This window comes from Pseudarthrobacter woesei (genome assembly GCF_055412745.1).
This window is the reverse complement of record NZ_JBVAYU010000004.1, coordinates 212,829-236,378: the sequence shown is the minus strand read 5'-3', so window position 1 is coordinate 236,378 and position 23,550 is coordinate 212,829. Positions and strand designations below refer to the sequence as shown.

At 66.4% G+C, this 23,550-nt stretch carries 23 protein-coding genes and 1 pseudogene; 14 read left to right on the top strand and 10 right to left on the bottom strand.

Annotated elements, in window-relative coordinates:
• The first annotated feature begins 12 nt into the window (after positions 1-12).
• The 3 genes from ACZYZE_RS08530 to ACZYZE_RS08520 all read left to right on the top strand — a co-directional run bounded on the left by ACZYZE_RS08530 (position 13) and on the right by ACZYZE_RS08520 (position 3,297).
• On the top strand, positions 13-1,452 hold the full coding sequence (locus tag ACZYZE_RS08530; protein ID WP_459319163.1) for an NAD-dependent succinate-semialdehyde dehydrogenase: 1,440 nt from the start codon (positions 13-15) through the stop codon (positions 1,450-1,452).
• The gene (locus ACZYZE_RS08525) at positions 1,453-2,196 is read left to right on the top strand and encodes a sulfite exporter TauE/SafE family protein (protein WP_463907314.1); all 744 of its coding nucleotides are present in this window, start codon (positions 1,453-1,455) and stop codon (positions 2,194-2,196) included.
• Positions 2,197-2,538: 342 nt separating this feature from the next.
• The gene (locus ACZYZE_RS08520; protein ID WP_463907313.1) at positions 2,539-3,297 is read left to right on the top strand and encodes a DinB family protein; all 759 of its coding nucleotides are present in this window, start codon (positions 2,539-2,541) and stop codon (positions 3,295-3,297) included.
• Between the two features lie 45 nt (positions 3,298-3,342).
• Here ACZYZE_RS08520 and ACZYZE_RS08515 read toward each other — a convergent pair whose 3' ends face one another.
• Positions 3,343-4,701 (bottom strand): MFS transporter, encoded by a 1,359-nt coding sequence (locus ACZYZE_RS08515; protein ID WP_463907312.1) that lies wholly within the window; start codon positions 4,699-4,701, stop codon positions 3,343-3,345.
• 194 nt (positions 4,702-4,895) lie between these two features.
• Here ACZYZE_RS08515 and ACZYZE_RS08510 point away from each other — a divergent pair, with 194 nt between their 5' ends.
• Positions 4,896-5,945 (top strand): sigma-70 family RNA polymerase sigma factor, encoded by a 1,050-nt coding sequence (locus ACZYZE_RS08510; RefSeq protein WP_463907311.1) that lies wholly within the window; start codon positions 4,896-4,898, stop codon positions 5,943-5,945.
• 367 nt (positions 5,946-6,312) lie between these two features.
• Positions 6,313-6,927: a hypothetical protein gene (locus ACZYZE_RS08505; protein ID WP_463907310.1), complete on the top strand. Its 615-nt coding sequence runs from the start codon at positions 6,313-6,315 to the stop codon at positions 6,925-6,927.
• 143 nt (positions 6,928-7,070) lie between these two features.
• On the opposite strand, the pseudogene ACZYZE_RS08500 reads toward ACZYZE_RS08505, so the two are convergent.
• Positions 7,071-7,214 (bottom strand): annotated as a pseudogene (locus ACZYZE_RS08500) (hypothetical protein); the annotation flags it as partial.
• 154 nt (positions 7,215-7,368) lie between these two features.
• On the opposite strand from ACZYZE_RS08500, the gene ACZYZE_RS08495 reads away from it, so the two are divergent.
• Together ACZYZE_RS08495 and ACZYZE_RS08490 are read left to right on the top strand one after the other, a co-directional pair.
• Positions 7,369-8,433, top strand: coding sequence for a glycerophosphodiester phosphodiesterase family protein (locus tag ACZYZE_RS08495; protein ID WP_463907309.1), 1,065 nt, complete (start codon positions 7,369-7,371; stop codon positions 8,431-8,433).
• A 183-nt stretch (positions 8,434-8,616) separates the two neighbouring features.
• Positions 8,617-9,813 carry a TerC family protein gene (locus ACZYZE_RS08490; protein WP_459318928.1) on the top strand — a complete coding sequence of 399 codons (1,197 nt, stop codon included), beginning with the start codon at positions 8,617-8,619 and terminating at the stop codon, positions 9,811-9,813.
• An 884-nt stretch (positions 9,814-10,697) separates the two neighbouring features.
• On the opposite strand, the gene ACZYZE_RS08485 is transcribed toward ACZYZE_RS08490, so the two are convergent.
• The 3 genes from ACZYZE_RS08485 to ACZYZE_RS08475 form a co-directional block, all read right to left on the bottom strand.
• Positions 10,698-11,300, bottom strand: coding sequence for a class I SAM-dependent methyltransferase (locus ACZYZE_RS08485; RefSeq protein WP_459318927.1), 603 nt, complete (start codon positions 11,298-11,300; stop codon positions 10,698-10,700).
• 45 nt (positions 11,301-11,345) lie between these two features.
• Positions 11,346-11,681, bottom strand: coding sequence for a cupin domain-containing protein (locus ACZYZE_RS08480; RefSeq protein ID WP_459318926.1), 336 nt, complete (start codon positions 11,679-11,681; stop codon positions 11,346-11,348).
• 110 nt (positions 11,682-11,791) lie between these two features.
• Positions 11,792-12,097, bottom strand: a complete 306-nt coding sequence (locus ACZYZE_RS08475) for an acylphosphatase (protein WP_459318925.1) — start codon at positions 12,095-12,097, stop codon at positions 11,792-11,794.
• A gap of 200 nt (positions 12,098-12,297) precedes the next feature.
• On the opposite strand from ACZYZE_RS08475, the gene ACZYZE_RS08470 reads away from it, so the two are divergent.
• The 3 genes from ACZYZE_RS08470 to ACZYZE_RS08460 are packed head-to-tail and all read left to right on the top strand — an operon-like array spanning position 12,298 to position 14,908.
• Positions 12,298-12,561, top strand: coding sequence for a YegP family protein (locus ACZYZE_RS08470; RefSeq protein ID WP_459318924.1), 264 nt, complete (start codon positions 12,298-12,300; stop codon positions 12,559-12,561).
• 50 nt (positions 12,562-12,611) lie between these two features.
• Positions 12,612-13,646, top strand: a complete 1,035-nt coding sequence (locus tag ACZYZE_RS08465; RefSeq protein ID WP_463907308.1) for an ABC transporter ATP-binding protein — start codon at positions 12,612-12,614, stop codon at positions 13,644-13,646.
• Positions 13,647-13,648: 2 nt separating this feature from the next.
• The gene (locus ACZYZE_RS08460; protein ID WP_463907307.1) at positions 13,649-14,908 is read left to right on the top strand and encodes an ABC transporter permease; all 1,260 of its coding nucleotides are present in this window, start codon (positions 13,649-13,651) and stop codon (positions 14,906-14,908) included.
• A 32-nt stretch (positions 14,909-14,940) separates the two neighbouring features.
• Here the strand turns inward: ACZYZE_RS08460 and ACZYZE_RS08455 are convergent, their stop codons facing one another.
• Both ACZYZE_RS08455 and ACZYZE_RS08450 read right to left on the bottom strand, forming a co-directional pair.
• Positions 14,941-15,999, bottom strand: a complete 1,059-nt coding sequence (locus ACZYZE_RS08455; protein ID WP_463907306.1) for an alpha/beta fold hydrolase — start codon at positions 15,997-15,999, stop codon at positions 14,941-14,943.
• Between the two features lie 37 nt (positions 16,000-16,036).
• Entirely contained in the window at positions 16,037-16,240 is a 204-nt protein-coding gene (locus ACZYZE_RS08450) for a hypothetical protein (RefSeq protein WP_459318920.1), read from the bottom strand.
• 337 nt (positions 16,241-16,577) lie between these two features.
• Between ACZYZE_RS08450 and ACZYZE_RS08445 the strand changes: the two genes are divergently transcribed.
• Complete coding sequence (locus ACZYZE_RS08445; RefSeq protein WP_463907305.1) at positions 16,578-17,174, top strand: PadR family transcriptional regulator; 597 nt, start codon at positions 16,578-16,580, stop codon at positions 17,172-17,174.
• A gap of 155 nt (positions 17,175-17,329) precedes the next feature.
• Positions 17,330-18,532, top strand: coding sequence for a mechanosensitive ion channel family protein (locus ACZYZE_RS08440; RefSeq protein ID WP_463907304.1), 1,203 nt, complete (start codon positions 17,330-17,332; stop codon positions 18,530-18,532).
• Between the two features lie 46 nt (positions 18,533-18,578).
• Here ACZYZE_RS08440 and ACZYZE_RS08435 read toward each other — a convergent pair whose 3' ends face one another.
• On the bottom strand, positions 18,579-19,253 hold the full coding sequence (locus tag ACZYZE_RS08435) for a metal-dependent transcriptional regulator (RefSeq protein ID WP_463907303.1): 675 nt from the start codon (positions 19,251-19,253) through the stop codon (positions 18,579-18,581).
• 81 nt (positions 19,254-19,334) lie between these two features.
• On the opposite strand from ACZYZE_RS08435, the gene ACZYZE_RS08430 reads away from it, so the two are divergent.
• Entirely contained in the window at positions 19,335-20,465 is a 1,131-nt protein-coding gene (locus ACZYZE_RS08430; protein WP_463907302.1) for a multicopper oxidase domain-containing protein, read from the top strand.
• Positions 20,462-21,706: a ZIP family metal transporter gene (locus ACZYZE_RS08425; protein ID WP_459318915.1), complete on the top strand. Its 1,245-nt coding sequence runs from the start codon at positions 20,462-20,464 to the stop codon at positions 21,704-21,706. Before ACZYZE_RS08430 ends, ACZYZE_RS08425 begins: the two co-directional genes overlap by 4 nt.
• A gap of 92 nt (positions 21,707-21,798) precedes the next feature.
• Here ACZYZE_RS08425 and ACZYZE_RS08420 read toward each other — a convergent pair whose 3' ends face one another.
• Both ACZYZE_RS08420 and ACZYZE_RS08415 read right to left on the bottom strand, forming a co-directional pair.
• Positions 21,799-22,158 carry an ArsR/SmtB family transcription factor gene (locus ACZYZE_RS08420; RefSeq protein WP_463907301.1) on the bottom strand — a complete coding sequence of 120 codons (360 nt, stop codon included), beginning with the start codon at positions 22,156-22,158 and terminating at the stop codon, positions 21,799-21,801.
• A 4-nt stretch (positions 22,159-22,162) separates the two neighbouring features.
• On the bottom strand, positions 22,163-23,392 hold the full coding sequence (locus ACZYZE_RS08415) for an MFS transporter (protein ID WP_463907300.1): 1,230 nt from the start codon (positions 23,390-23,392) through the stop codon (positions 22,163-22,165).
• Positions 23,393-23,550 lie beyond the last annotated feature (158 nt).

Below are 23,550 nucleotides of genomic sequence, written 5' to 3'. Positions count from 1 at the left end.
GAGAACACAATCGTGAACCTGAAATCAGCCCGACACCTGGTGAACGGGACCTGGCATTCCGCCGACAGTGCAAAGGACATTATCGATCCCGGAAACGGAATCACCATCGGTGAGGTGGCCTGGGGAACGGCGGACGATGCCACAAAAGCAGCCGACGCCGCTGCCGACGCGTTCGAGTCGTGGTCCCGGTCCACCGTACGCAACCGCGCCGACCTGCTCCGCAACGCAGCAGATCTGCTCGCCGAACGGCGCGATGAACTGGCCCACACCCTGGCCCTGGAAGCGGGCAAACGGCTCCCCGAAGCCCAGGGCGAAGTGGACTTCTCGGTCGAATACTTCCGCTGGTTCGCCGAGGAAGTCCGCCGCTCCACCGGAACCGTCAGCCCGCCCGAGCACCCGGGGCGCCGACACCTGAGCACCAGCAAGCCCATCGGTGTGGCACTGAGCCTCACACCGTGGAACTTCCCGGTGTCCATCCAGGCCCGCAAGCTCGCCGCCATGCTGGCCGCCGGCTGCACCGTGGTGGGACGGGTCTCCGAAAAGGCGCCGCTCGCGGCGACAGGGTTGTTCGAGGTCCTGCACGACGCCGGGTTCCCCGCCGGCGTCGTGAACCTCGTCCATGGTCCCTCCCGGGACATCACCGCTGCCCTGATCCGCCACCCGGCGGTGAGGGCCGTCAGTTTCACGGGTTCCACCGGCGTGGGACGGCAGATCATGGCCATGGCGTCCGAGCGTGTGGTCCGCCCCCTGCTGGAACTGGGCGGCAACGCACCATACATTGTGTTCGAAGATGCCGACCTGGACGCGGCGGTGGACGGCGCCGTTCTTGGACGGCTCCGCAACACCGGGCAATCCTGTGTTGCAGCCAACCGCTTCCTGGTCCACGAGAGCATCGCCGAGGAATTCGCGGCGAAGCTTGGGGCACGGTTCGACGCGATGTCCATCGGGCACGGCGTTCCCGACGACGGTTCCGCCGTTCCGGATCTTGGTCCGATGATCGACGCCGAGCGGGTGTCCGCCGTGCAGGCCCTGGTGGACGACGCCGTCGAACGCGGCGCCCGGCCGATCACCCAGCGGACGGAAGTTCCCGGCGGCGGGGCATTCATGGCCCCGGTGCTCCTGATGGACGTCCCGGACGACGCCGCTCTGGTCACCGAGGAGGTCTTCGGCCCGGCAGCCGGTGTTGTCACGTTCACCTCGGACGAGGACGCCATCCGAAAAGCCAATGCCACCGAGATGGGACTCGCAGCCTATGTCTGGAGCACCGATCCCAAGCGTGCCTGGAACGTCCCGGAACGGCTGGAAGCAGGCATCGTAGGGGTCAATGATCCCCTGCCGTCCGTGGCATTCGCGCCGATGGGCGGAGTCAAGCAATCCGGCCTCGGCCGGGAGGGATCAGACCTGGGCATCGCCGAGTTCGAGGAGGTCCAATACGTGGCCTGGAGGCCATAAGTGCTGACCACCGGACTGGTGCTGGCCGCCGTCGTCATGGGCGCTGGGATGCAGCGCATCACGGGAATGGGTTTCGCCCTGGTGGCCGCTCCGTTCCTGGTCCTGCTCCTCGGACCAGTGGAAGGAGTGGTGCTGGTCAACCTCTGCGGAGCCGTGACAGCAGGCGCCATCATCTTCCGGGTGGTCCGGGACATCGACTGGCGCCGGTACGCAGCATTGGCCGCGGCGGCGCTCCTCGGGATCATCCCGGCGGCGTTCCTGATCAGGCTGATACCGCCGGCCGTCCTGGAAATTTCGATCGGCGTCCTGCTGGCTGTCGGGCTGACCGTCCTGCTGGCACTGAAGTCGGCGAAGCTGCCGGCCCGCCGCCGCTACCTCTGGACGGCCGGAGGACTGAGTGGATTCATGAATACGGCAGCGGGCGTGGGCGGGCCAGCGGTGAGCATGTACTCCATCGCCACCGGCTGGAACCATCGTTCGTTCGCAGCCACGATGCAGCCCTACTTCTTCACCATTGGATGCTTCTCTTTGGTTACCAAGGCGATTACGGCTCCCGATACCTTCCCCATCCTCCCGTGGGGCATGTGGCTGGCTGTAGCCATCGCGTGCCTCGCGGGACTGGTTCTGGGCGACATCACTGCCAAGTACGTCCCCGCGAGGACCGCCCAACTACTACTGATAGTTCTCGCCTACCTTGGCTCTGCCGCAACTATCGTGCGGGGTGTCCTAGACATCCTGGTCTAGGACAGTGCACCGATGCCTCTCACTTTTTAGCAAGCTACCAATAACCCACCCACCCAGCCGGGACGGCTCACGCAAGGATTTCCTTGTCTGCCATCTCCCCGGAAGAAACGTTTTTCGTGTTTCGGCCGCCCGCAACGAGCCCATGATCCTCCCGCTCGCATAGCGGACGGTCGCGGGCCGGCGCCGGTCCGTACCAAGTTCTCCACGGGAACAGCAGTTGCGCTATCATCCTTAGCTGTCTTCAGCGCTCAGTGACCCATAAGTGATAGCGCAACGGGAACGGAGACAGGCTTTGTCGCGTCTTCCAGCAGGGGTGGACGCAGCCGTGGGAAAGTTGCTGTCATGGCAGCTTTCAGTCAGTCCGATGACCTCCGTGGAGCAGAATTCGTTGATGTGAACCTGCGGGGCGCCCGGTTCGTCCGGTCAGACCTGTCTGGCGCCGTGATGCGCGGGGTGGACGTGGCCGGGGCAGACATCGATGCGCCGTGGCTGTTCGATGGCGGGAACGTCTTGCGCGTCAACGGCGTGAATGTGATCCCCTTTGTCGAGGCCGAACTCAACCGCCGCTTTCCCGGCCGCGCCGAAAGGCGTGCCGGAGATCCGGACGGCCTCCGTGCCGCCTGGGCCATGCTTGAACGGACGTGGCGGGCGACGCTCGAGCGGGTCGCGGCGATGCCGGCCGGCACGGTCGATATCTCGGTGGATGGCGAGTGGTCCTTCACCCAGACACTGCGTCATTTGGTCATGGCCACCGACACGTGGCTTCGCAAGGCGGTCCTGGAGATCGAACAGCCTTATCACCCCATAGGTCAGCCAAACGTAGAGTACGGGACCGACGGTTACGATATGTCGGTGTTCGCGACGGACGCACCGTCGTTTTCCGAAGTGCTCCAGGTACGGGCCGGCCGGGGAGCCATGGTGCGCGGTTTCCTGGCCACTGTCACCCAGGACGAGCTGTCTGCGGCCCGCAAGAACCCCTGGGGCCCCGGGCAACCGGAGACTGTCCTGTCCTGCCTGCACACAATTCTCGATGAGGAGTGGGAGCACCACCGCTACGCCACCCGTGATCTGGAGGCGATCGAGGCGGGGTCCGACGCATAACCAGTGGCGCAACTCCTTATCGTGGCCCGGGTCCAGATCCCTGACCTACCGCTTCTCCCGCCACAGCAGCGACACCACAAACACCACCGCGCCCAGTCCCAGCATTACCAGCACCATGAGCCCCCAGTTGGCCTGGTTCACGCCGGTGCCGTAGAAGATGCCGATCAGCACGGTGGCCGCAATCGCCCCGACATACCGGCAGGTCTGGTAGATCCCGGCGGCCACCCCGCGCTCCTCCGGCCGGGTGGAGACATACATGCCCTGGCTCGAGGCGATGCTGACCACCCCGTACGGCACCCCCAGCAGCGCGGTCAGCGCCAGCACCAGCGGGATAGCAAACGACGCAGTCAGCAGCCACATCATGCCCGATGCCACCACAAGTAGTACGACGCCGGCAATCAGCACGCGCTTCACGCCGAACCGGTCGATCGCGCGGACCGCGACCGGCGTGACCACCACCGACATTGCTGCCAGCGGCAGCATCAGCACCCCCACGACGCCGGGACTGTAGCCCCCGGCTTCCTGCAGCAGCTGCGGCAGCCCGAAGAAGGCGAAGTAGTACACACCGCTGAAAACGGCGAAGCCCAGGTAGACCAGCAGGAGCGGGCGGTTGCGCCCCAGCAGGCGCAGGTCCAGGAACGGCGTGGCAAACCGCAACTCGCGCCAGGCAAACAGCGCAGCCAGCAACGTGCCCGCGCCGAGCAGCCACCAGCGGTAGTCCGGCAGCACGTTCAGCAGCGCCATCATCACCAGGACCATGGAGCCGACGAAGGCCAGGACGCCCGGAATGTCCGAGTCCCGCAGCAGCTCCGACGCCCGGCCGCGTTCACTGTCCTCGTCGGCCGGCGCGAACCGCCGGACCAGGAGGATTGCCACGAGCGACAACGGGACGTTGATCAGGAACAGGGCCTGCCAGCCGACGAAGCCCACCAGCAGTCCGCCCACCACCGGCCCGACGGCGGCCGCCGACGTGTTGGCCATCTGGATCCGCCCCAGCGGCCGGGTGGACTTCACGTTGGCCCGCTTCGCCAGCGCCCCGACCATCACGACGGCACTCGGGTAGGCAGTCGCCGTGCCGAGGGCCATAAAGGCGCGGGCCACGCAGAGCACCGCGAAGTTCGGCGCGAACGGGGCCAGCGCGCAGGTCACGGCCACCACGGCCATGCCGAGCATAAAGAGCCGCCGCGGACCGAAGCGGTCCGCCAGCCGGCCCATCAGCGGCTGGCCGGCCGCGGACGTGAGGTAGAAGGAGGTGATCACCCAGGTGACGGTGGCGACGTCGAGCCCGAAATCCGCGCGCAGCACCACCAGGGCGACGGCGATCATCGAGGAGTTCAGCGGGTTCAGGGCCGTGCCCAGGCTGAGTCCGGCGACGGCCAGGCCCGTCCGGGGAGAGTTGCTCACGGCAACAGTCTGTCCCACCCGGGGTTCCGGACACCAACTGCATGATGTTTGCGGCCGCGGCCAGCTGGCGAGGATGAAATGCACCAGGTCGTCGCGCCTGCCCCTGAAATGCCACACCTGGCTGCCGCCCGAAGATTGTCACACCGGCCGCGTAGTCTGCGTTCACGAGCTTGAACCGTCCGGCAGGGGATGACATGGCTGACCTGATCCACGAGGCAATCGGCAGGACGCCGTCCCCGCCTGGAGTTGCTGCCGCGGTCCCTGAATCATTCGCGCCGGATGACCCTGACCGGCCGGAATTACTGGCAGATAGCCAGCGGGTCACCGACGACGCCGTCCCGGACTACCTGCGCCGGCTGCGCCACTACGACTTGCTCACAGCCGGGCAGGAAGTGGAACTGGCACAAGAAATCGAGGCAGGGCTTTACGCGGAACAGCTCCTGGCGGACGGAAGATCGCGGCATAGTCAGGACATGGGCGAGCTCCGGACCATCGTCCTGCTGGGCAAACGCGCCGCCGATGTGCTGTTCCACGCCAACCTCCGGCTCGTAGTGTCGATCGCCAAGCACTACACCCACCTGGGCCTCGACTTTCTGGATTTGATCCAGGAGGGAAACCTGGGACTACACAGGGCCGTCCGCAAGTTCGACTTCACCAAGGGATTCCGATTCTCCACCCACGCCACGATGTACATCCGGAACGCCATCCTCAAGGCGCTGGCTGACCAGGCCCGTCTCATCCGGCTGCCGGTAGATGTCGCCGCGCAGGTGCAGAAACTCCGGTCGGCGCAACGGACGGCCGCAATGACAGGGACCGTGTGCAGTAATGAAGATCTTGCCCGGCTGACGGACAATTCGATCGGGAAGGTTGAGTATCTGCTGACCTTGGACAAGCCGATCTGTTCGCTGGACAGCCAAGTGCCCGACGGCAAAGGCGGAACCGAGGCCCTGGCCGAACAGCTGTGGATCTCTGCCGAGCCCGACGCGGTTGATTCGCTCTTCCATGAACAGCTGAAGGAACGGGTACATGCCGTACTCGACACGCTCGAGGAACGGGAGTCAGGGGTCATCGCGATGCGCTTCGGCATAACAGGCGGTGAGGGCGTGGCCCTGGCTGCGGCAGCGGAAGTTTGCGGCATGACCCGCGAACGCATCCGCCAGATCGAGGTCGCGGCGATGGAGAAGCTCAAGAACCCCTCCCGGTCCGACGCCCTGCGGGAGTACTACTTTGACGGCGAGATTTGACGGCGAGGCGACGGCTCCGGCGCGACGGGCTCCGGCGCGACGCTCCTGCCCAGTTGCTTCCACTCGCGCCCGCCGGCTCCCGCGGAATCCTGCGGTTCCCTGGCGACGAAACTGGTTCCGCAACCGAGCAACTGGGCGGGAACGTCGGCGCCCGGGGAGTGAGCACGTATGCAGCAACCCCGCCACTGAGCATGCTCAGCGGCGGCGTTTCGTGGTTGCGGGCCGGCAGAATCTTCGGGACATGGTGGCAGTCGGGGCGGCCACCTGCCAACGATTCGCCAAAGATGGCCGGGATGACGGTCTCGTACCGGCCATCTTTGTCGAATGGGTGCCCGCGACCGTCCGGGCTGCGGCTTAGGCTGGTCGCATGCCACCGACTCCGTCTCCGACACCGATCGAGGTCTTCGTGTACACCGGCCCCGCCGAGTGGTGGCAGATTCTTGCCGCTCTGGGGCCGCTGGCGGTGCTCCTGGGTGCCATCATCGCCGGGTTCATCGGATGGCGGACCCTGCAGCAGAAAGCTGAAGCGGACAACCGCGCCGAATGGTGGAAGCGGACCCAGTGGGCCCTGGACGCCGTCCACTCCGGGGACAGGAAGCGCGGCACCCTCGGGCTGAAAGTCCTCAAAGTCCTGGGTGAAAGCGAATTGGCCGGCGACGGAGAGCTCGCCGTCCTGGAAGCCGCATCGGAAAAGCCTCTCGGCCAGGCAGCACAGGCCCGTACGCCCCGCAACAATGGCGAAGACCACCAACCCGGCGAATCTGGAGGAGGACCGATGAGCGCGGCAACCCACCCGGACAAGCACGGCGCCCACGCCGCGCCCCCGAAAGTCGAACCGGAAGAAGCCTTCGACGACGACGACCGCGCCCTGCAGATCGCGGCAGCCCAGCTCCGCGAAGTCACGGACCGGCGGCTGGGCAAGGTGACCCCCGAATGGGTCAAGGCCCTCGCCCAGGGACAGCCCCCCGGGCATACTGCCTGAGCGCTCCAGTGCCAGCGGCTCCAAGGTGTCGACGTGCGGCTCCGGTTCAGGAGTCCAGGGCCGGCGCTGGATGCCGAGGGCCTTGGGAACCTGCACGTTCTCGTGGAAGTACGATCCCGTCCGCTCGGTGAGGATCCGGCGCATCAGGGAGAATCGGCTGTTATGCGCCGCATGAGATGCAGGGTGTCGGTGGCGCCCCAGAGTTCGGCGACTTTGCCGTTCTCGCCGGGGACGATGTCCGTGGCCTCGAATTCGACGCTCTTCCCGGTGCTGGGATACCGGCCTCCAGCACCTCCGTGTAGTACCGCCCTGCTGGTCCAATCCCATTCCGGGCGTTAACCTCCAAGCCATCAGGGCTCCTCCGAAACGTCACGCGGACCCCCTATCGTGGACGGGTTGCCGGCGCATTGCCGGCACCCGCTATCCAGGAGGATCCCTCGTATGCGCACCATCCTGACCGCCGCGACCGCCGTCGTTCTCACTGCCGCGGCAGCGGGATTCGCCGTCGCGGCCCCGTCCCCGGCGTCGGCGACGCCGGCAGCGTCCCGTACCCAGACGACGTCGAACGCCAGCACGCCGGGCGCCAGTAAAGGCCTGGACCTGCAGGCGCACCGCGGCGGGCGCGGCGAATGGACTGAGGAGTCCCTGGCCGCGTTCGGCAACTCCCTCAAGCTCGGCGTCACCACGCTCGAACTGGATACGCACCTGAGCGCGGACGGCAAGATCGTCGTCTGGCATGACGACTTCATCCAGCCGGACAAGTGCATCGACACCGCCCCAGCCACCGCGGGCGACATCCAGTTCCCCTATGTGGGAGACCGCGTCGCGGACCTCGCACTGGCACAGCTGAAGACCCTTGACTGCGGCTTCATGCAGCTGCCCAACTACCCCGGGCAGCAGGTCATCACGGGCAACCGGATGGCCGAGCTCAAGGATGTCTACCAGCTGGCCCGCGCGTACAAGGCGGACAAGGTCCGATTCAACGTCGAAACCAAGGTGGAAACCGGCAAGTCCGGCGGCGACGGCATGGTGGCCCTGACCCGCGCGGTGGTGGCCGAGATTCAGGCTTCCGGCATGAAGGACCGCACCACAGTCCAGTCCTTCGACTGGTCCTCGCTGAACCTGACCAAGGAAATCGACCCCTCTCTGGTCCTGGTGGCGCTGTCCGAAGGCGATGCCTGGACCCAGGCTGGCCAGCCCGGCAAGAGCCCGGACCTCGGCGGGATCGACATCGACGACTACAACGGTTCGCTGGCCCAGGCCGCCGCGGCACAGGGCTACAACGCCATCTCCCCCGCCTTCAGATCCGTCACCCCGGCCATGATCACCGAGGCGCACGACCGGAATCTGGGCGTCTTCCCGTGGACCGTGAACGCCCAGGCTGACATGGAGAACATGATCGGCCTCGGCGTTGACGGCATCATCACCGACTACCCCACCCGCCTGCGCACCCTCATGGCGCAGCGGGGCCTGGAGCTGCCGAAGGCCTACCAGCCCAAGGGCTAACGTTCAGGCTGGACAACGACGCCGGTCCGGGCGCCGTCGTCGTCACCTCCCCGGGCGAGCAACGCGACAGAGCAGCCGGCCGCCCCGGATAAGCTGGTTCCTAAGACAGGCAGAACGTGAGGTTCCTGGCCCCTAGCCCGCCACCCTCAGCTCGTGCCGCCGGCCGTAAGTGAAAGAGAGAGCATGCAAGTTTCAACCCTGGTTTGGGCCCTGACGATCGCCGGAATCGCGGGCCTGCTGGCCTTCGACTTCTTCTTCCACGTGCGGAAGGCGCACACACCCAGCCTGAAGGAATCGGCGATCTGGTCGTCCATCTACGTCAGCATCGCTCTGCTCTTCGGGCTCGGCGTCCTGGTCTTCGGCGGCGTCGAGATGGGAACGGAGTACTTCGCCGGCTATGTCACGGAGAAGGCCCTCTCTGTCGACAATCTCTTTGTCTTCCTCATCATCATGGCCAGCTTCCGGGTTCCCCGCGCCGATCAACAGAAGGTGCTGCTGTTCGGGATCGTGTTCTCGCTGATCGCCCGGACCGCGTTCATCTTCCTCGGCGCCGCCCTGATCAACAGCTTCTCCTGGGTCTTCTACATCTTCGGCCTCATCCTGCTGCTCACGGCCGGTAACCTGCTCCGGCCGGATTCGCACGACGACGACTCCGACGGGCTGATCGTCCGCCTGGCCAAGAAGTTCCTCCCCGCCTCCTCACACTACGACGGCGACAAGCTCTTCACGATCGAAAACGGCAAACGTGTCCTCACCCCGATGCTCCTGGTGATGCTGGCCATCGGCGGGACAGACATCCTGTTTGCGCTCGATTCGATACCGGCGATCTTCGGCCTGACCCAGAACGTTTTTGTCGTCTTCACCGCCACGGCGTTCTCGCTGATGGGCCTGCGGCAGCTGTTCTTCCTGATCGACGGCCTGTTGGACCGGCTGATCTACCTCTCCTACGGCCTCGCCGCCGTCCTCGGATTCATCGGGGTAAAACTGGTCCTGCACGCCCTCCACGAGAACACCCTGCCGTTCATCAACGACGGCGAACACGTCAAGGTCCTTGAGATCAGCACCGGCGCCTCGCTCCTGGTGATCCTTGGAGTCCTCACCGTCACTGTCCTGGCTTCCATCTTCAGTCCCAAGGGCAAGGCCAAGAACGCCGTCTCCGGTGCCAAGCGGCACGCCACCGATTACCTGGACCTCAACTACGAAACCGACATCGTGGAGCGGGACAGGATCTTCACCAAGATGGTCGGTGAAGAAGAACAGCTGCGGAAGCTGCCGGAGAAGTACAAGCGACTCATCCACGATGAAACCGAGTTCATGGATCTGCTGCACCGTGCCCACACCGAGCACGACCAGGCCCTCCAGCGGGAGGAACAGCGCTAGGAGCCTGCTGATTTAATCCGGCGGGTTAAGGCGCGGCTGGCCGCGGTTGGCAGTGTCGTTGGTTCGCCGGTGGTCCAGGTCCGAGGCGGTGGGATGCCCGGGCCCAGGGACATGCCCCGCGCCGGGGCCGGCGGGTGGACATAGTCCGGTTATGCCCAGTCCCTGCCGGGAGGACTGGGCATGTCCTCCCGGCGGAGCAGCCCGGGTTCCCGCCGCCGGACCCACGCGCCGCCTGGCTCCCCGCCGCCGGACCCACCCAACGCCTGACCGGGCCAACGCCTGACCGGGCCGGGCGGCGGGCGTGCCGTGACGGTCCTGCCCAGTTACTTCGGCGCCCGGAGCCAAACGCGCCCGGGAATCCAGGCTTTGCGCGGGGCGGCAGGCGGCCGGGCGGCAGGCAACCGGGAAGGAGCGCTCCCGAGGGCCGCCAGCGACCGGCCAAGCACCCGAAAATGTACTCTCCCGCCCGCTGCCTGCGCCCGGCCAAGCGCCCGGAAATGCCCACCGGACGGGACATGTCCCGCGCCGGGGCCGGCGGGTGGACATACTCCGGTTATGTCCGGTCCCGGGCGCGGGGACTGGGCATGTCCTCCCGGCGGAGCAGCCTGGCTCCCCGCCGCCGGACCCACCCAACGCCTGACCGGGCCAACGCCTGACCGGGCCGGGCGGCGGGCGTGCCGTGACGGTCCTGCCCAGTTACTTCGGCGCCCGGAGCCAAACGCGCCCGGGAATCCAGGCTTTGCGCGGGGCGGCAGGCGGCCGGGCGGCAGGCAACCGGGAAGGAGCGCTCCCGAGGGCCGCCAGCGACCGGCCAAGCACCCGAAAATGTACTCTCCCGCCAGCTGCCAGCGCCCGGCCGCGTCCACCCGCAGTCGGACATGCGGTCAGGACCGGCGGGCAATGACGTCGAAGATGTGCCAGTGCTTGGGCCCCCGGAACGACTGCCCGTCGTCGTCGCATACCTCGAACTTCAGGATCTCCAGGCCGTCGAAGAGTTGCCGTGCCTCCACGTCCGTGTGGAAGTTCCATTCCGTAATGTCCGCCCAGGAATCCCGGTCGCCGAAGAGGTTCACGGCGATGATGCCGGCGGGAAGGAGCGAGGTGAGCAGCATCCGCCAGAAGCCTTCGAAGTGCTCTGGGCGGATAAAGGGCAGCGAATAGCCGGCGAAGATGAGGTCCGCCGGCGGGAGTGCTCGCAGGTCCTGGAACGCCCGCACCTCGATGCTGAGCCGGCCGTCCGTGTCCGCCGGAGCGATCCGCAGGAGCCGCTCCCTGGTGTCCGGTAGCGAGTCCACAGCATACACGCGCCAGCCATTCTCCAGCAGGGCCAGCGTTTCCTTCCCGGCGCCGCAGCCCAAGTCGATGGCGAGCCGTCCGGTTCCCGGGCCGGCGAGTGCCATGGCGTCGAGGCAGAGGGAGCGCACGGGACGGGTCGCCTGGGCTGCATTGTAGTCCGCCCATACTTTGTTCCCCGCGAGGCTTTCCACAGGATCAGTTTTCCACTTGGGTGCCGGCGGAGCCACACCTGGCTCTTAGCTGTTGAGCTTCGCGACCGTCATCAGGATGGCCGAGTCCTCTTCCGCCTCCAGGCTATGCAGCCCGTCGGGCACGATCAGGAGGTCGCCGGCTTTCCCCTGCCAGGATTCCTTGCCGGCTTTTAGCCGGACACAGCCCCGCAGCACAAACACGGTGGCTTCGCCCGGGTTCTGGTGCTCGCTCAGCTGCGTGCCGGCTTTGAACGCCATGACAGTCTGGCGGAGGACTTTCTCGTGCCCGCCAAACACTGTGTCCGCGGCCCTGCCGCTTCCCGCCGCGAGGGCAGCCGCTATTTGCTGACGGGCCAGGGCCTCGATCGATATCTTCTGCATGAGGCCACCGTACCCACAATCGCCTTCGCTGCCGAGTGCCGTTCGTCCCGATCGAGTGTCCCGATCAATAGCCGAGGAGGGAAATGTACCGCCACCCGCCGGCGACTCGCTCAATACACCACCCTGAAGTTGCTGAACGCCCCCGTCGCCCGGGAGATCGACTCGTCCACGTTCTCCACCCGGCCCGGTGCCTCCGGCGATCGCAGCCAGCGCCGGAGCTCAAGTACCGCCATCTGAGGTCCCTCCGCCACGATGCCCACCGAACCGCCGTCGTTATTCCTCACCGTGCCCGTCAGCCCCAATTCCTCGGCCTTGCGCACCGTCCAGTAGCGGAACCCGACGGCCTGCACCACACCGTCCACCGTCGCCGTCAGCCGAACCCATTCCCCGGAATCCCTCGCTGGAAACTCAGCCATGTTCCCAATGTAGCGCCGGAGGCGGGCGACGCCACCAGGGGTGGCGGGAATCGGACAAGGGGACTTTTGCCCCTTACTACCCGCCGGTCCCAGCAGTCAGGCTGGTCAGGAGCATTACGGGGACTTGTCGAGCAAACGGCATCGCACAAGGACGTGCCCCAACCGCCTCCGGCGGCGCTACTGCCCGAAAGGACACAACGATGGCAGGACAATTCGAAATCTTCACGGACGCTGAGGCGAACGTCCGGTTCCGCCTGCTCGGAGCGGACGGAAGCGTACTGGCCATTTCCAAGGCCTATGACGACAAACGGGCAGCCGCGGAGGGCATCATGGAAGTGCGCGAGTGCGCCGGCACCGGCCTGATCAAGGAGGCCCGCTCCAACGTCTGGGGCGGGATTGGCCGGACCCGCAAAGGCCTGCCGACGCCGGCACACCGCCGGCACCGGCACTTCCCCGCCGTTTAGGCGGGGCATCGAGAAGACGGCCGCACGGGACGGCATAGTCGGGAGCAGTCATGGACGAAGCGCGGGTCCACATCAGCGGCTTCCGCATGGACTTCGGCGACACCACGGTGGTCCGCGACCTGTCCTTCGACGTGCACGCCGGCGAGACGTTCGGCTTCCTGGGCAGCAACGGCTCCGGGAAGACGACGACCATCCGCGCCCTGCTCGGCATCTACGAACCCACCGCCGGAATCCTGCACATCAACGGCCGGGACTTCAAGCCCGAGCACGGCGACCGGCTGGGCTACCTCCCCGAAGAGCGCGGGCTCTACAAGAAGGAAAAGGTCCTCGACATCATGACCTACTTCGGCCGGCTCAAGGGGATGGACCGGCGCGTCGCCAGGCAATGGTCGCTCGAATACCTGGACCGGGTGGCCCTGGCGGACAAGTCCGGACTGTTGCTGGACAAGCTCTCCAGCGGGCAGCAGCAAAAGGTCCAGCTCGGCGTCACCATCATGAACAACCCCGAACTGCTGATCCTGGACGAGCCGACCAAGGGCTTCGACCCGGTCAACCGGCGCCTGCTGATGGACATCATTGCCGAGCAGAAACAGGCCGGCGCCACGGTGGTCATGGTGACCCACCAGATGGAAGAGGTGGAACGGCTCTGCGACCGCGTCATCCTGCTCAAGGACGGTACCGCCGAGGCCTACGGCACCATCGACGAGGTGCAGAACAAGTACGGCGGCCGGATCATCCGGATCAAACACAGCGGCACCATCCCGCCGTCGCCGCACTACGCGGTGATGCTCCAGGAGACCTACTACGCGGAACTTTCCGTCACCGACTCCAGCGATGAGGCCAGCATCCTGAAGGACCTGATCGACGCCGGCGTGACCGTCCGCAGCTTCACCACCACCAAGGTTTCGCTCGAGGACATCTTCATCCGGGTCTACGGCGACCAGAACAAGCCCTCGACGTCGGCGTCGGACTCCGCGCCTGGGTCCGCCGGCGGCGGACCCGCTTCGGACGGACCCGCTTCGGACGGATCCGCTTCGGGGGGACCCGCCGGTACGGCGCCCGCCCTCGCACGGGACGGCGCGTAGCCATGGCGCAGCGCAATCTCGGCACGGTCATCGGCTTCGAGTTCATCCGCACCGTGACCAAGCGGCGGTTCTGGATCGGTACCCTGGCCGTCCCCGTTATGATCGCGATCGTGTTCGGGCTGATCTTCCTGAGCAACTCCACCACGGACACCGCGGCCGAGGCCCAGAAGAACGCCCAGTTCACCATCTCCTATACTGACGCCTCCGGGCTGATCAACGCCGAGGTCGCCGCCGTCTTCGGCGCACGCACGGCGGACTCCCCGGATGCCGGGATCCGGGCGGTGCAGTCAAGGGCTGTGGACGCCTACTTCGACTTTCCCGCGAATCCCGAAACCACGGCCGTGCGCGTCTATGGACACGACCAGGGGATCTTCGAGAACGGCAAGTACGCCGCCGTCGCGCAGGCCATGCTGACCGGCGCCGTCGAACAGAAAGTCGGCTCCCCGCAACTCTCCACCCTCGCCGCCGGCAAGGCGCAGATCGAGACTGTCACGTACGACGGCAGCCAGGAATCCGGCGGCCTGGGCACCGTGATCCCGCCGCTGATCTTCCTGGTCACCTTCTACGGGCTGATCGTGCTCCTCGCCGGCCAGATGCTCAATTCCACCCTGGAGGAGAAGGAAAACCGTGTCACTGAAATGATTCTGACCACGCTGAAGCCCACCACCCTGATCGCGGGCAAAGTGATCGCCATCTTCGCGATCGGCCTCGTGCAGATGATCGTCTTCATCTCCCCGATCGTGATCGGCCGGGTCTTCTTCCCCGATGAACTGAGCCTCTCCGCCCTGGACCTGCCCCCGCTGACGTTCGACCCGCTCCGGATGAGCATCGGCTTCCTGATCCTCGTCGGCGGCTTCGCTCTGTTCACCACCACGCTTGTGGCAATCGGCGCCGTGATGCCCACCGCCAAGGAAGCCGGAAACTTCATGGGCGTGATGATGGCGCTGATCTTCGTGCCGTTCTACGCCGTGGCCCTGGTGATCTCGGACCCGCACGCGATCATCGTGCAGATCTTCACATACTTCCCGTTCTCCTCCCCCGTGACGGCACTGCTGCGCAACGGCTTCGGCTCACTGAACCTGTTCGAGGCGGGAATCGTGATCGTCATCCTCTTCGTCGGCGCCGCGATTATGCTCCGCCTCGCCGTCAGGCTCTTCCAGTACGGCTCGATTTCCTACACCTCGAAGGTCAACATCCGCACCGCGCTGCGGGCAGGATCGCGGCCCGCCGCCGCGGATACGACGCCGACGCCGGCCCCCTGAGTTACGCCGGTGCCCCGAGTTTTCGGGGGTGCCTACTGGGCTGTCTGCAGGCTTGCGAGGAACTTCCTGATCTCCTCCGCCATGCGTTTCGCCTGGGTCCAGTGCAGGTAGTGGCCGGCGGCGAGGGGGATGATCTCGTGGCGTTTGACGTTCTTCAGCAGGTTCTTCAGCGTCTCCGTTTTCGTGGCCTCCTCCGGCGATCCGGCCCCGGCGACGAACGTCAGCACGGGCAGTACATCGGGATAGCTGACTCCCCGGAGGTCCGAGGCGTTGTTCCCGATCCTCGCCGTCTCATCGGCAACGGCCGCGTTGCCGAAATTCCAGCTCATCATCAGCCGCATGCGTTCGCGTTCCTCCGCGGTAAACGCGTCGCCGTCCGGTTCCGCCAGTCCCGGCGCGACCGCGAGGATGTTCCGGACCACGCCCGTGACGGACAGGATCCGCGCCAGGCCGACGCCACCGGATTGCACCTCAACGGGTCCGCTCTTGGCCGCCGGCACGGTGAGGTCGATCCCGATCACGGCCGACACGTCCGCGGGGTACCGGTTTGTGTAGTCCAGCATGTAGAAACCGGCGATCGAATGCCCGGCCAGGACGTACGGCCGGGTGACATTGATCTTTCCGAGCACCTCGTGGAGCTCGGAGTTGATGTTCTTGTTGGTCCGCTCGCTGGCGCTCAGGTCGCTGTAGCCGTAGCCGAATCCCTCCACAACGGTGACGTTGAAGTCGCCCAACTCCCGGATCAGCGGGGCAAAGTCCAGCGCGGGGGCAGCCGTGCCCAGGCCGCTGACGAGCACAATCGACTGGCCCGCATGGCCGTTGCGGTACACGTTGACCGATCCGCCGGTGATCGCGATTCTTTCGCCGTAGGGGGTGATGCTGGCCCGCTCCTGCCGCTCAAGGAACAGGTTGGCCGCCGTCGAGACCATCCCCACCCCGACGGCGATCAGGGCCGCCGTCGCGAGGGCCCTTAGTACTCTCCGGCGCTTCCTCGGACGGCCTCCGGCAGCGGGTTTGGCGGCGGCTCTGGCGGCGGAATCCTCAGCGGAGTCCGTTGAGGAAGCGTCCCTGCGACGACGATTGATCCTCATGGCAGCCCTTTCAATGCCTAGTGCCAGAACGAAAGCCTCACGGCCGCGCGTCGTGCTTGGCTGCCTTCCAGAGAAGGACGCCCAGCCCTGCTGTCACCGGCGTCCAGATCATTCGTTCAACCAACGACGGCGACGCGAGATTCGCCGCTGCCCCGACGGCCATCAGTCCAGCCGTCCCGGACATCACCCGCCGGCGCAGGGCGGGCGCCGCCAACGAGGTTCCGGCTGCTGCTGCAAGCATTATGTACACCCCTGACGCTGCTGCGCTACCACTTCGGAAGGAATCGGGAAGGACACCGGGATGCGCTCCGCCGTAGGCAGCCGCACCCCACGGCGCCCCCAGGGCGAGAGCCCCTTGAAAGCCGGCCACTCCGAGGAGGAGCACGGCCGCCGCCTTCCCGGCACGGCTCGCAGGCTCCCGGGCGAGCAAATCCTTTCGATCCATCACAGATCCTCCTGAGTCGCGATCACAGCTTCCATTTCTATCTTCCAGATATACACTATCTGCTAGATACATTAGCCCCGCCAGCCCGCCCTGGCCAGCAGATTCGCACCAGCCGTTTCACGAAGGAGCACCGATGGCACGCTCGGACCAGACCCAGACCGCTGTTCTTGGCGCGCTCAGCATCATGCCCATGTCGGGCTACGCACTCCGGGAAGAATTCAAGAACACCCTGGGGCACTTTTGGAGCGAGAGTTTCGGGCAGATCTATCCGGCGCTGGGGGAACTTCGGCGCGAAGGGCTGGTGGAGCGCCAGGATGGTGCCGGCGACCGGTCCCCGCGCTACGGCATCACGGCCGCCGGCTCTGCCCGGCTCCGTGCATTGCTGGCCGAACCGCCCCAGCAGGGCAAGCCTCGAAACGGCGTGCTCCTGCGCCTCTTCTTCGGGCACCAGCTTGGTCCGGAGGCGTGCCGCCAGCTGGTGCTCGGGGCGCGAGCCGTGGCCGAACGGCAGCTTGCCGCCATGAACGAGGCCCGGTCCGAGTTGGCGGGGGGCGAGCTGGGCGGGAACACCCCGTATGCGCGGATCACCATCGCGGCCGGCGAGCATTCCGCCCGGGCCACGATCGATTGGGCGAGGGACGCGCTGGCGATCCTGGCCAACCTTGACGAGGCGCCGGGTTTTTCACCGGCGGCCTCTCCGCCGGCCTCTCCGACGGCCGAAGCGACGTAGTCATTGTCCGGAGATCCCGGTATTCCATCCCTGCCGCGGGAACCATGCCGTGACGCCAGCCACGTTGACACCGCACGGATTTCAGTTGCCCGCGGAAGCTTGCTAGAGCTTAAGGCAAGCAAGAGTTCCTGATCCCAGCCATCCCGTTCCTGGCCATGGCACTCGCCGTGGCCGCCGGGCTCGTCCTGTCCTGGCTGCTGCGCCGGATTGTGCTCCGGCTCAACCACAAGCAGACCGAGTTGCGGGAGACGTCGAGGGTGGCCCGGCTTCCGCTGCGCTTGGCGCTCTGTCTTATCGGTGTCCGGATTGCGTTGGCGATGACCACCGAGGACGTCCAATGGCGCCGCAACGTGGACCATGTCCTGCTGATTGCCCTCATCGCGTCCCTGGCCTGGCTGGCCATTGCCGTGCTGCTGATCATCGAGGCCATGGTCCTGGACCGCTACCGGGTGGATGTGGCGGATAACCGCCGTGCCCGGCGGCTCCGCACCCAGGTAATCCTCGCCCGGCGGATCGCCGTCGCAGTGATCTCGGTGGTTGCCCTCGGCAGCATGATGCTGACCTTCCCCGCGATCCAGGCCCTCGGCGCCGGACTGCTGGCCTCCGCCGGCGTGATCTCGATCGTGGCCGGCCTCGCGGCGCAGACCTCGCTGGTCAACGTTTTCGCCGGCATCCAGCTCGCTTTCACGGACGCAATCCGGGTGGACGACGTCGTGGTGGTGCAGAAGGAGTGGGGCCGGATCGAGGAGATCACCCTGACCTACGTGGTGGTCCACATCTGGGACGACCGCCGGCTGATCCTGCCCTCCACGTACTTCACTACCACGCCGTTCGAGAACTGGACCCGGCGGCAGTCCGAGGTTATGGGCACCGTGGAATTCGACCTCGACTGGCGCGCCCCTGTCGACCAGATGCGCACCGAGCTGAAGAAGGTCCTCGCCGGAACCGGGCTCTGGGACGAGCGCGTGGGCATCCTCCAGATCACCGACGCGACGGCGGGCTTCGTCCGGGTCCGCATCCTGGTCAGCGCCGCGGACAGCGCCTCGCTCTTTGACCTTCGCTGCCTGATCCGCGAGGAACTCGTGCTGTTCCTGCAGCTGGACCACCCGACGGCGCTCCCCCACGTCCGGCTCGAATCGCTGCCGTCCGCCGCGGCAGAGTCCCCTGCCTCCGGTTCGGCGGCCAAGCGCCCCGGCAAGGTCTCCGCCGCCGATGAGCAGCCCCGGCACCACGCGGATCCGCAGGATTCCCAGCTGTTCACCGGCTCGATCGAGGCCGTGGAACGCTCGCGGGCATTCGCCGGCCCCGGCGAGGACGTGTTTGAGGACCGGGACAAGACCATCGCCTCGCAGAACTAGCGGCCGCAGAACCGCTACCTCGGGCTGAGACACACCGGGGTGCAGACTAGACCGCTACCACCCAGATGGCTCCGGACGCCGACGCACCAAGATCGATGTCCCGGTCACGCCCCTGGAGGCGGATCGTGGTGACGTCCGCGTACGGACGGTGTTCCCGGACGGAAAGCCGTGTATCCGGCGCGAGTCCAAGTTCGGTGAAGTACCGCAGCATGTCCGGATCCGCATCAGAAATGCGGGTAATGGCGACAGCCCGGCCAATGACCGCGGCGGTGAGCCGCGTTGCGGCCGGCAGATGTGGCCGGCCATCGGCAGTTGGTATCGGATCGCCGTGTGGATCCCGCGTCGGATGCCCGAGTTTCTGATCAATGCGCTCGATCAGCTTGTCGGAGACGGCATGTTCGAGTACCTCGGCCTCGTCGTGGACCTCGTCCCAGCCGTAGCCCAGCATCTGGACCAGGAATGTTTCCAGGAGCCGGTGCCGGCGGACCATCGCGACGGCGTCGTTCCGTCCCGCATCAGTCAGCCCGATACTCCCGTACGGTGCGTGGGTCACGAGGCCCTGCTTGACCAGCTTCTTGACCCCGTCCGACACGGTGGAAGGCCTGACGCCCAGACGCTCGGCCATCGCACCGACGGTCATTGGGGTTGCGGACCACTCCGTGGCTGACCAGATGAGCTTGAGGTAGTCCTGGGCTGAGGGGGACAAATCCGAGACCGGCATGCCACCCATGGTAGCAAGCCGGAGCAGAATGTTAGGCTAAGCGAACAATATTGTTTGCTCGATGAATCGATGGGAATTGGCATGCCGAAAAATCTCTCGGAGCAGTTACCGAGCAGGCGGTCCATGCTGTCGGGGGCTGCCGCTTTCGCCGCCGTCCCGGCTTTTTCCGCGCTTCTGCCCCAGGCATCCGGCGGTCATGACCAGCACGGCGCGGCAGGGAACGGCGGCCAGTACGCCACGCCGTCGGGCCCCGACACGGCGGCGGGCGGACAACCGGGCGGCGGGACCCCCGGGACCAGTCCCACGGCGATGACCAACCACGCCGGCCACGCCGGCTTCGCGGGCGGGTCCGTTCTGCCGGAGCGTGCCGGCATCGACCCCACCGCCATCCTGCGCGACTTCGACCGCGGAAAGACCAGCACGCTGCCGGACGGCCGGACACTGCGCGAATGGGACATCGTGGCGGTGGACAAGGACTTCGAGATCGCCCCCGGCATCATCTTCAAGGGGTGGAGCTACAACGGCCGCATCCCGGGCCCGACGCTGTGGGCGCGGGAGGGCGACGAGCTGCGCATCCACTTCACGAACGCCGGAGCACACCCGCACACGATCCACTTCCACGGCATCCACCGGGCCACCATGGACGGCACGCCGGGGATCGGCGCGGGGTCCATTGCCCCGGGGCAGAGCTTCACCTATGAATTCGATGCCACACCGTTCGGCACGCACCTGTACCACTGCCACCAGTCGCCGCTGGCCCCGCACATCGCGAAAGGCCTCTACGGCGGCTTCATCATCGAGCCCAAGGAGGGCCGGCCAAAAGCCGACGACGAGATGGTGATGGTCATGAACGGCTACAACACCGACGGCGGGGATGACAATGAGTTCTACTCCGTCAACGGCCTCCCGTTCCACTTCATGGACTTCCCTGTCAAGGTCAAGCAGCACGAACTGGTGCGCATCCATCTGATCAATGTCCTCGAATACGACCCGATCAACTCGTTCCACGTGCACGGCAACTTCTTCCACTACTACCCCACCGGGACCATGCTGACGCCCAGCGAGTACACGGACACCATCTCCCAGGTCCAGGGCCAGCGCGGCATCGTGGAACTCCGCTTCCCCCACCCGGGCAAGTACATGTTCCACGCCCACAAGACCGAGTTCGCCGAGCTGGGCTGGATGGGCTTCTTCGAGGTGGGCGCATCATGACGGTCAAAGACACCACAACGGCCACGCCCACGACGGCGGAACCCGCGCCGGGGCGGGGGCGGCCACCGGCCCCCCGCTGGCTGCTCGGTTTCGGGCCGCTGGTCCTGATCGCGATCGTGCTGGGCCTGTTTTCACTCCTGAACGCGCCGGGACTCTCCAAACTGTCCGAAGGCATTCCGCCCAAGGAGGAGATCGCCGTCGAGGACATCCGGCTGACGCCCGGCCAGATCTCCATCACCGTCCGCAATGAGGGGCCGGATCCGGTGGCGATCGCCCAGGTCAACGTCTCTGACTACTACGCCATGTTTACGCAAACGCGCGAAACCATGGCACCGCTGGAATCCTCCACCCTCGCCGTCGCCTACAACTGGGTCGACGGCGACCCCTACGAGATTGCCCTCGTGACCACCACGGGGGGCAAAATCCTCGCTGAGATCGCAGCGGCGGCCCCGAGTCCGGAACGCGGCAGCCAATTCTTCGGACTCATGACACTGCTCGGCGTCTATGTCGGAGTGATCCCGGTAGCCCTGGGGATGCTATGGATGCCGTTCGTGCGCCGCTCCTCCGCAGCGTGGGTCCGGGTCCTGCTGGGAGTCACCGTTGGGCTGCTCGCCTTCCTGGCCCTCGACGCGACGCTGGAAGCCGTGGAGCTCGTGGCCAACAACGGCGCCTTCGGCGGGACCATCGTGGTATTCCTCGGCGCCCTGACCGCCTACCTGGTCCTCGAAGGAACGGACGCCTGGATGCGCCGGCACCAGAACGTTGGCGACGCCGGCCGGCCGGAGGCTCTGCCCCCTCGGCGCCTCGCCCTGCTGATCGCCATCGGCATCGGGCTCCACAACCTCGGCGAGGGACTCGCCATCGGCTCCGCCTACGCGGTGGGCTCCCTGGCCCTGGGGGCCTCACTGATTGTCGGCTTCGCCATCCACAACACCACCGAGGGCCTGGCCATCGTCACCCCGCTCGCCAAGGAACCGCCCGGGCTCGGACGGCTGGCGCTGCTCGGGCTCATCGCCGGGGCTCCCGCCGTCGCCGGTGCCCTCGTCGGAGCCACTGTCTTCCAGCCCGCTCTTTCGGCGTTCCTGTTGGGCGTCGGCGCCGGAGCGGTGGCCCAAGTAGCAGTTAAACTCCTCCCCCTGCTGAAGGACCGGCAGGGGAAGACCTTCACCGCGCTCACCACCCTTGGCATCATCCTGGGACTGGCAGTGATGTTTGTGACAGGGCTGCTGGTCCAGGCCTAGGCCCGCAGTGGCCCGGGCTGGCGCTCCCAAGGACACCGGGCCTGCCGGTGACCCTGCAGCCGGACGCGCACGCCGGCCGCATCCGCACCTGGTCAGTCGTGGGCGGGTTCGCCGGTGACTTTGTGGTCCGCGTGGTTCAGGCCTTCCACGATGAGGCGGGTGAGGTGTCCGTCGGTGATGCTATAAACGACGCGGCGGCTCTCTTTTTGGGTGGTGACCAGTCCGCTGAAGCGCAGCTTGGCCAGGTGCTGGCTGACGGAGGTCCGGGATGCCCCGGTCCGCTGCACCAGGGACGTCACATCGGAGGATTCCTGGGTCAGGAGCCAGAGGATATGCAGGCGGGTGGGGTCCGAAAGCATCCGGAACGTGGCGGTGGCGGTGTCGAGACGCCGGGCGTCGGGAGCAACGGGGTGGTGCAGGCTGGGTGCGTTGGTGCGTTGGATGCTGTCCACCCGATCACCCTTTCGTGGTTGCCGGCGCGGAGCCAGTCCTGGATGTTGCGGGCCAGAGTCTCAGGGCCGCCACGGTACTGATTGTAGCCACCGCCGCGAGGATGGCGGCCGCGGCGGGCTGGCCGGCAGCGGCTCCGATCCACCCGGCGACGGGGTAGGTGATGATGAAGCAGGCGTGGGAGAGGGAGAACTGGGCGGTGAAGATGTAGGACCGGGTGCTGTCCGTCGCGGCGCGGCGCAGCAGCCGGGCAGCAGGTGTGTTAATCATCGATGTTCCGGCGCCCAGGACAACCCACAGGCCCAGCAGCACAGGCCAGGGCCCGGACACGGCGAGCAGCACATACGTCCCGGCCAGACCGAGGGAGAGCAGCACCGCCCCGGCCGCCATGAAGCCGCGATCCGGTGCGCTGTCCAGAATCCTGGGGACGGCGAGGGCGATGACCATGGATCCGGCGCCGAAACAGGCCAGGGCGATGGCGACGTCGGCGTTGGACCCGCCGAAGAGTTCCCGGGCGTAGACCACGGTGTTGACCAGCACCAATGCCGTGGCGGCCGCCACGGCGAGGTTCAGTGCCATGAGCCCCCGCAATTCCGGGGTCCCGGCAAATATCCGGGCGCCCAGGGTGGTGCGGTGCCACAGACTCCCCTCCAGCGGTGCAGCATGCGCAGCCGGCAGCCTGGTGGTGACGACCAGTGCCGCTGAGAACAGGAACCCGGCCACGGTTCCCAGGAACAACTCGTGGAAGGACAGCACCGTCAGCAGCGCCGCCGCCAGGGCCGGGCTGGCCAGGGATTCCAGGTCGTAGGCCAGGCGGGAGAGTGACAGGGCCCTCGTGTAGTGCCGCTCATCGGGCAACACGGCCGGGATCAGGGCCTGGAAGGCCGGAGTAAAGGTAGCCGAGGCGCTCTGCAGCACGAAGACCAACACATAGATCTGCCACGCTTGGTCCACCATCGGCAGCATGAGCGCGATGCCCGCCCGGATCAGATCCGCGCCGACCAGCACGGCCTTTTTAGGCAGCCGCTCCACCAGGGCCGCCATCAGGGGTGCAATGAAGACATAGGCCAGCATTTTGATCGTCAGCGCTGTGCCGAGAACGGCCCCGGCCTGACCGCCTGCGAGGTCAAAGGCCAGCAGGCCCAGCGCCACCGTGAGAAGACCGGTGCCGAGCAGGGCCACGATCTGCGCCGAAAAGAGCTTCCGGTAGGCAGGAACACGCAGGACTTCAATCAACGGGACTCCTCGGGTCGACGCGAAAACTCAACAAGTGCTTACGTATGCACACAAAAGACTAGCCCATCATTCCCGCACCGGTCTCCCCGGAACCCGTTCAACCACCCCGAACGGCCGGCGCTAGCCTGGCGCCGGCCCTAACACCAACACCGGGCCGC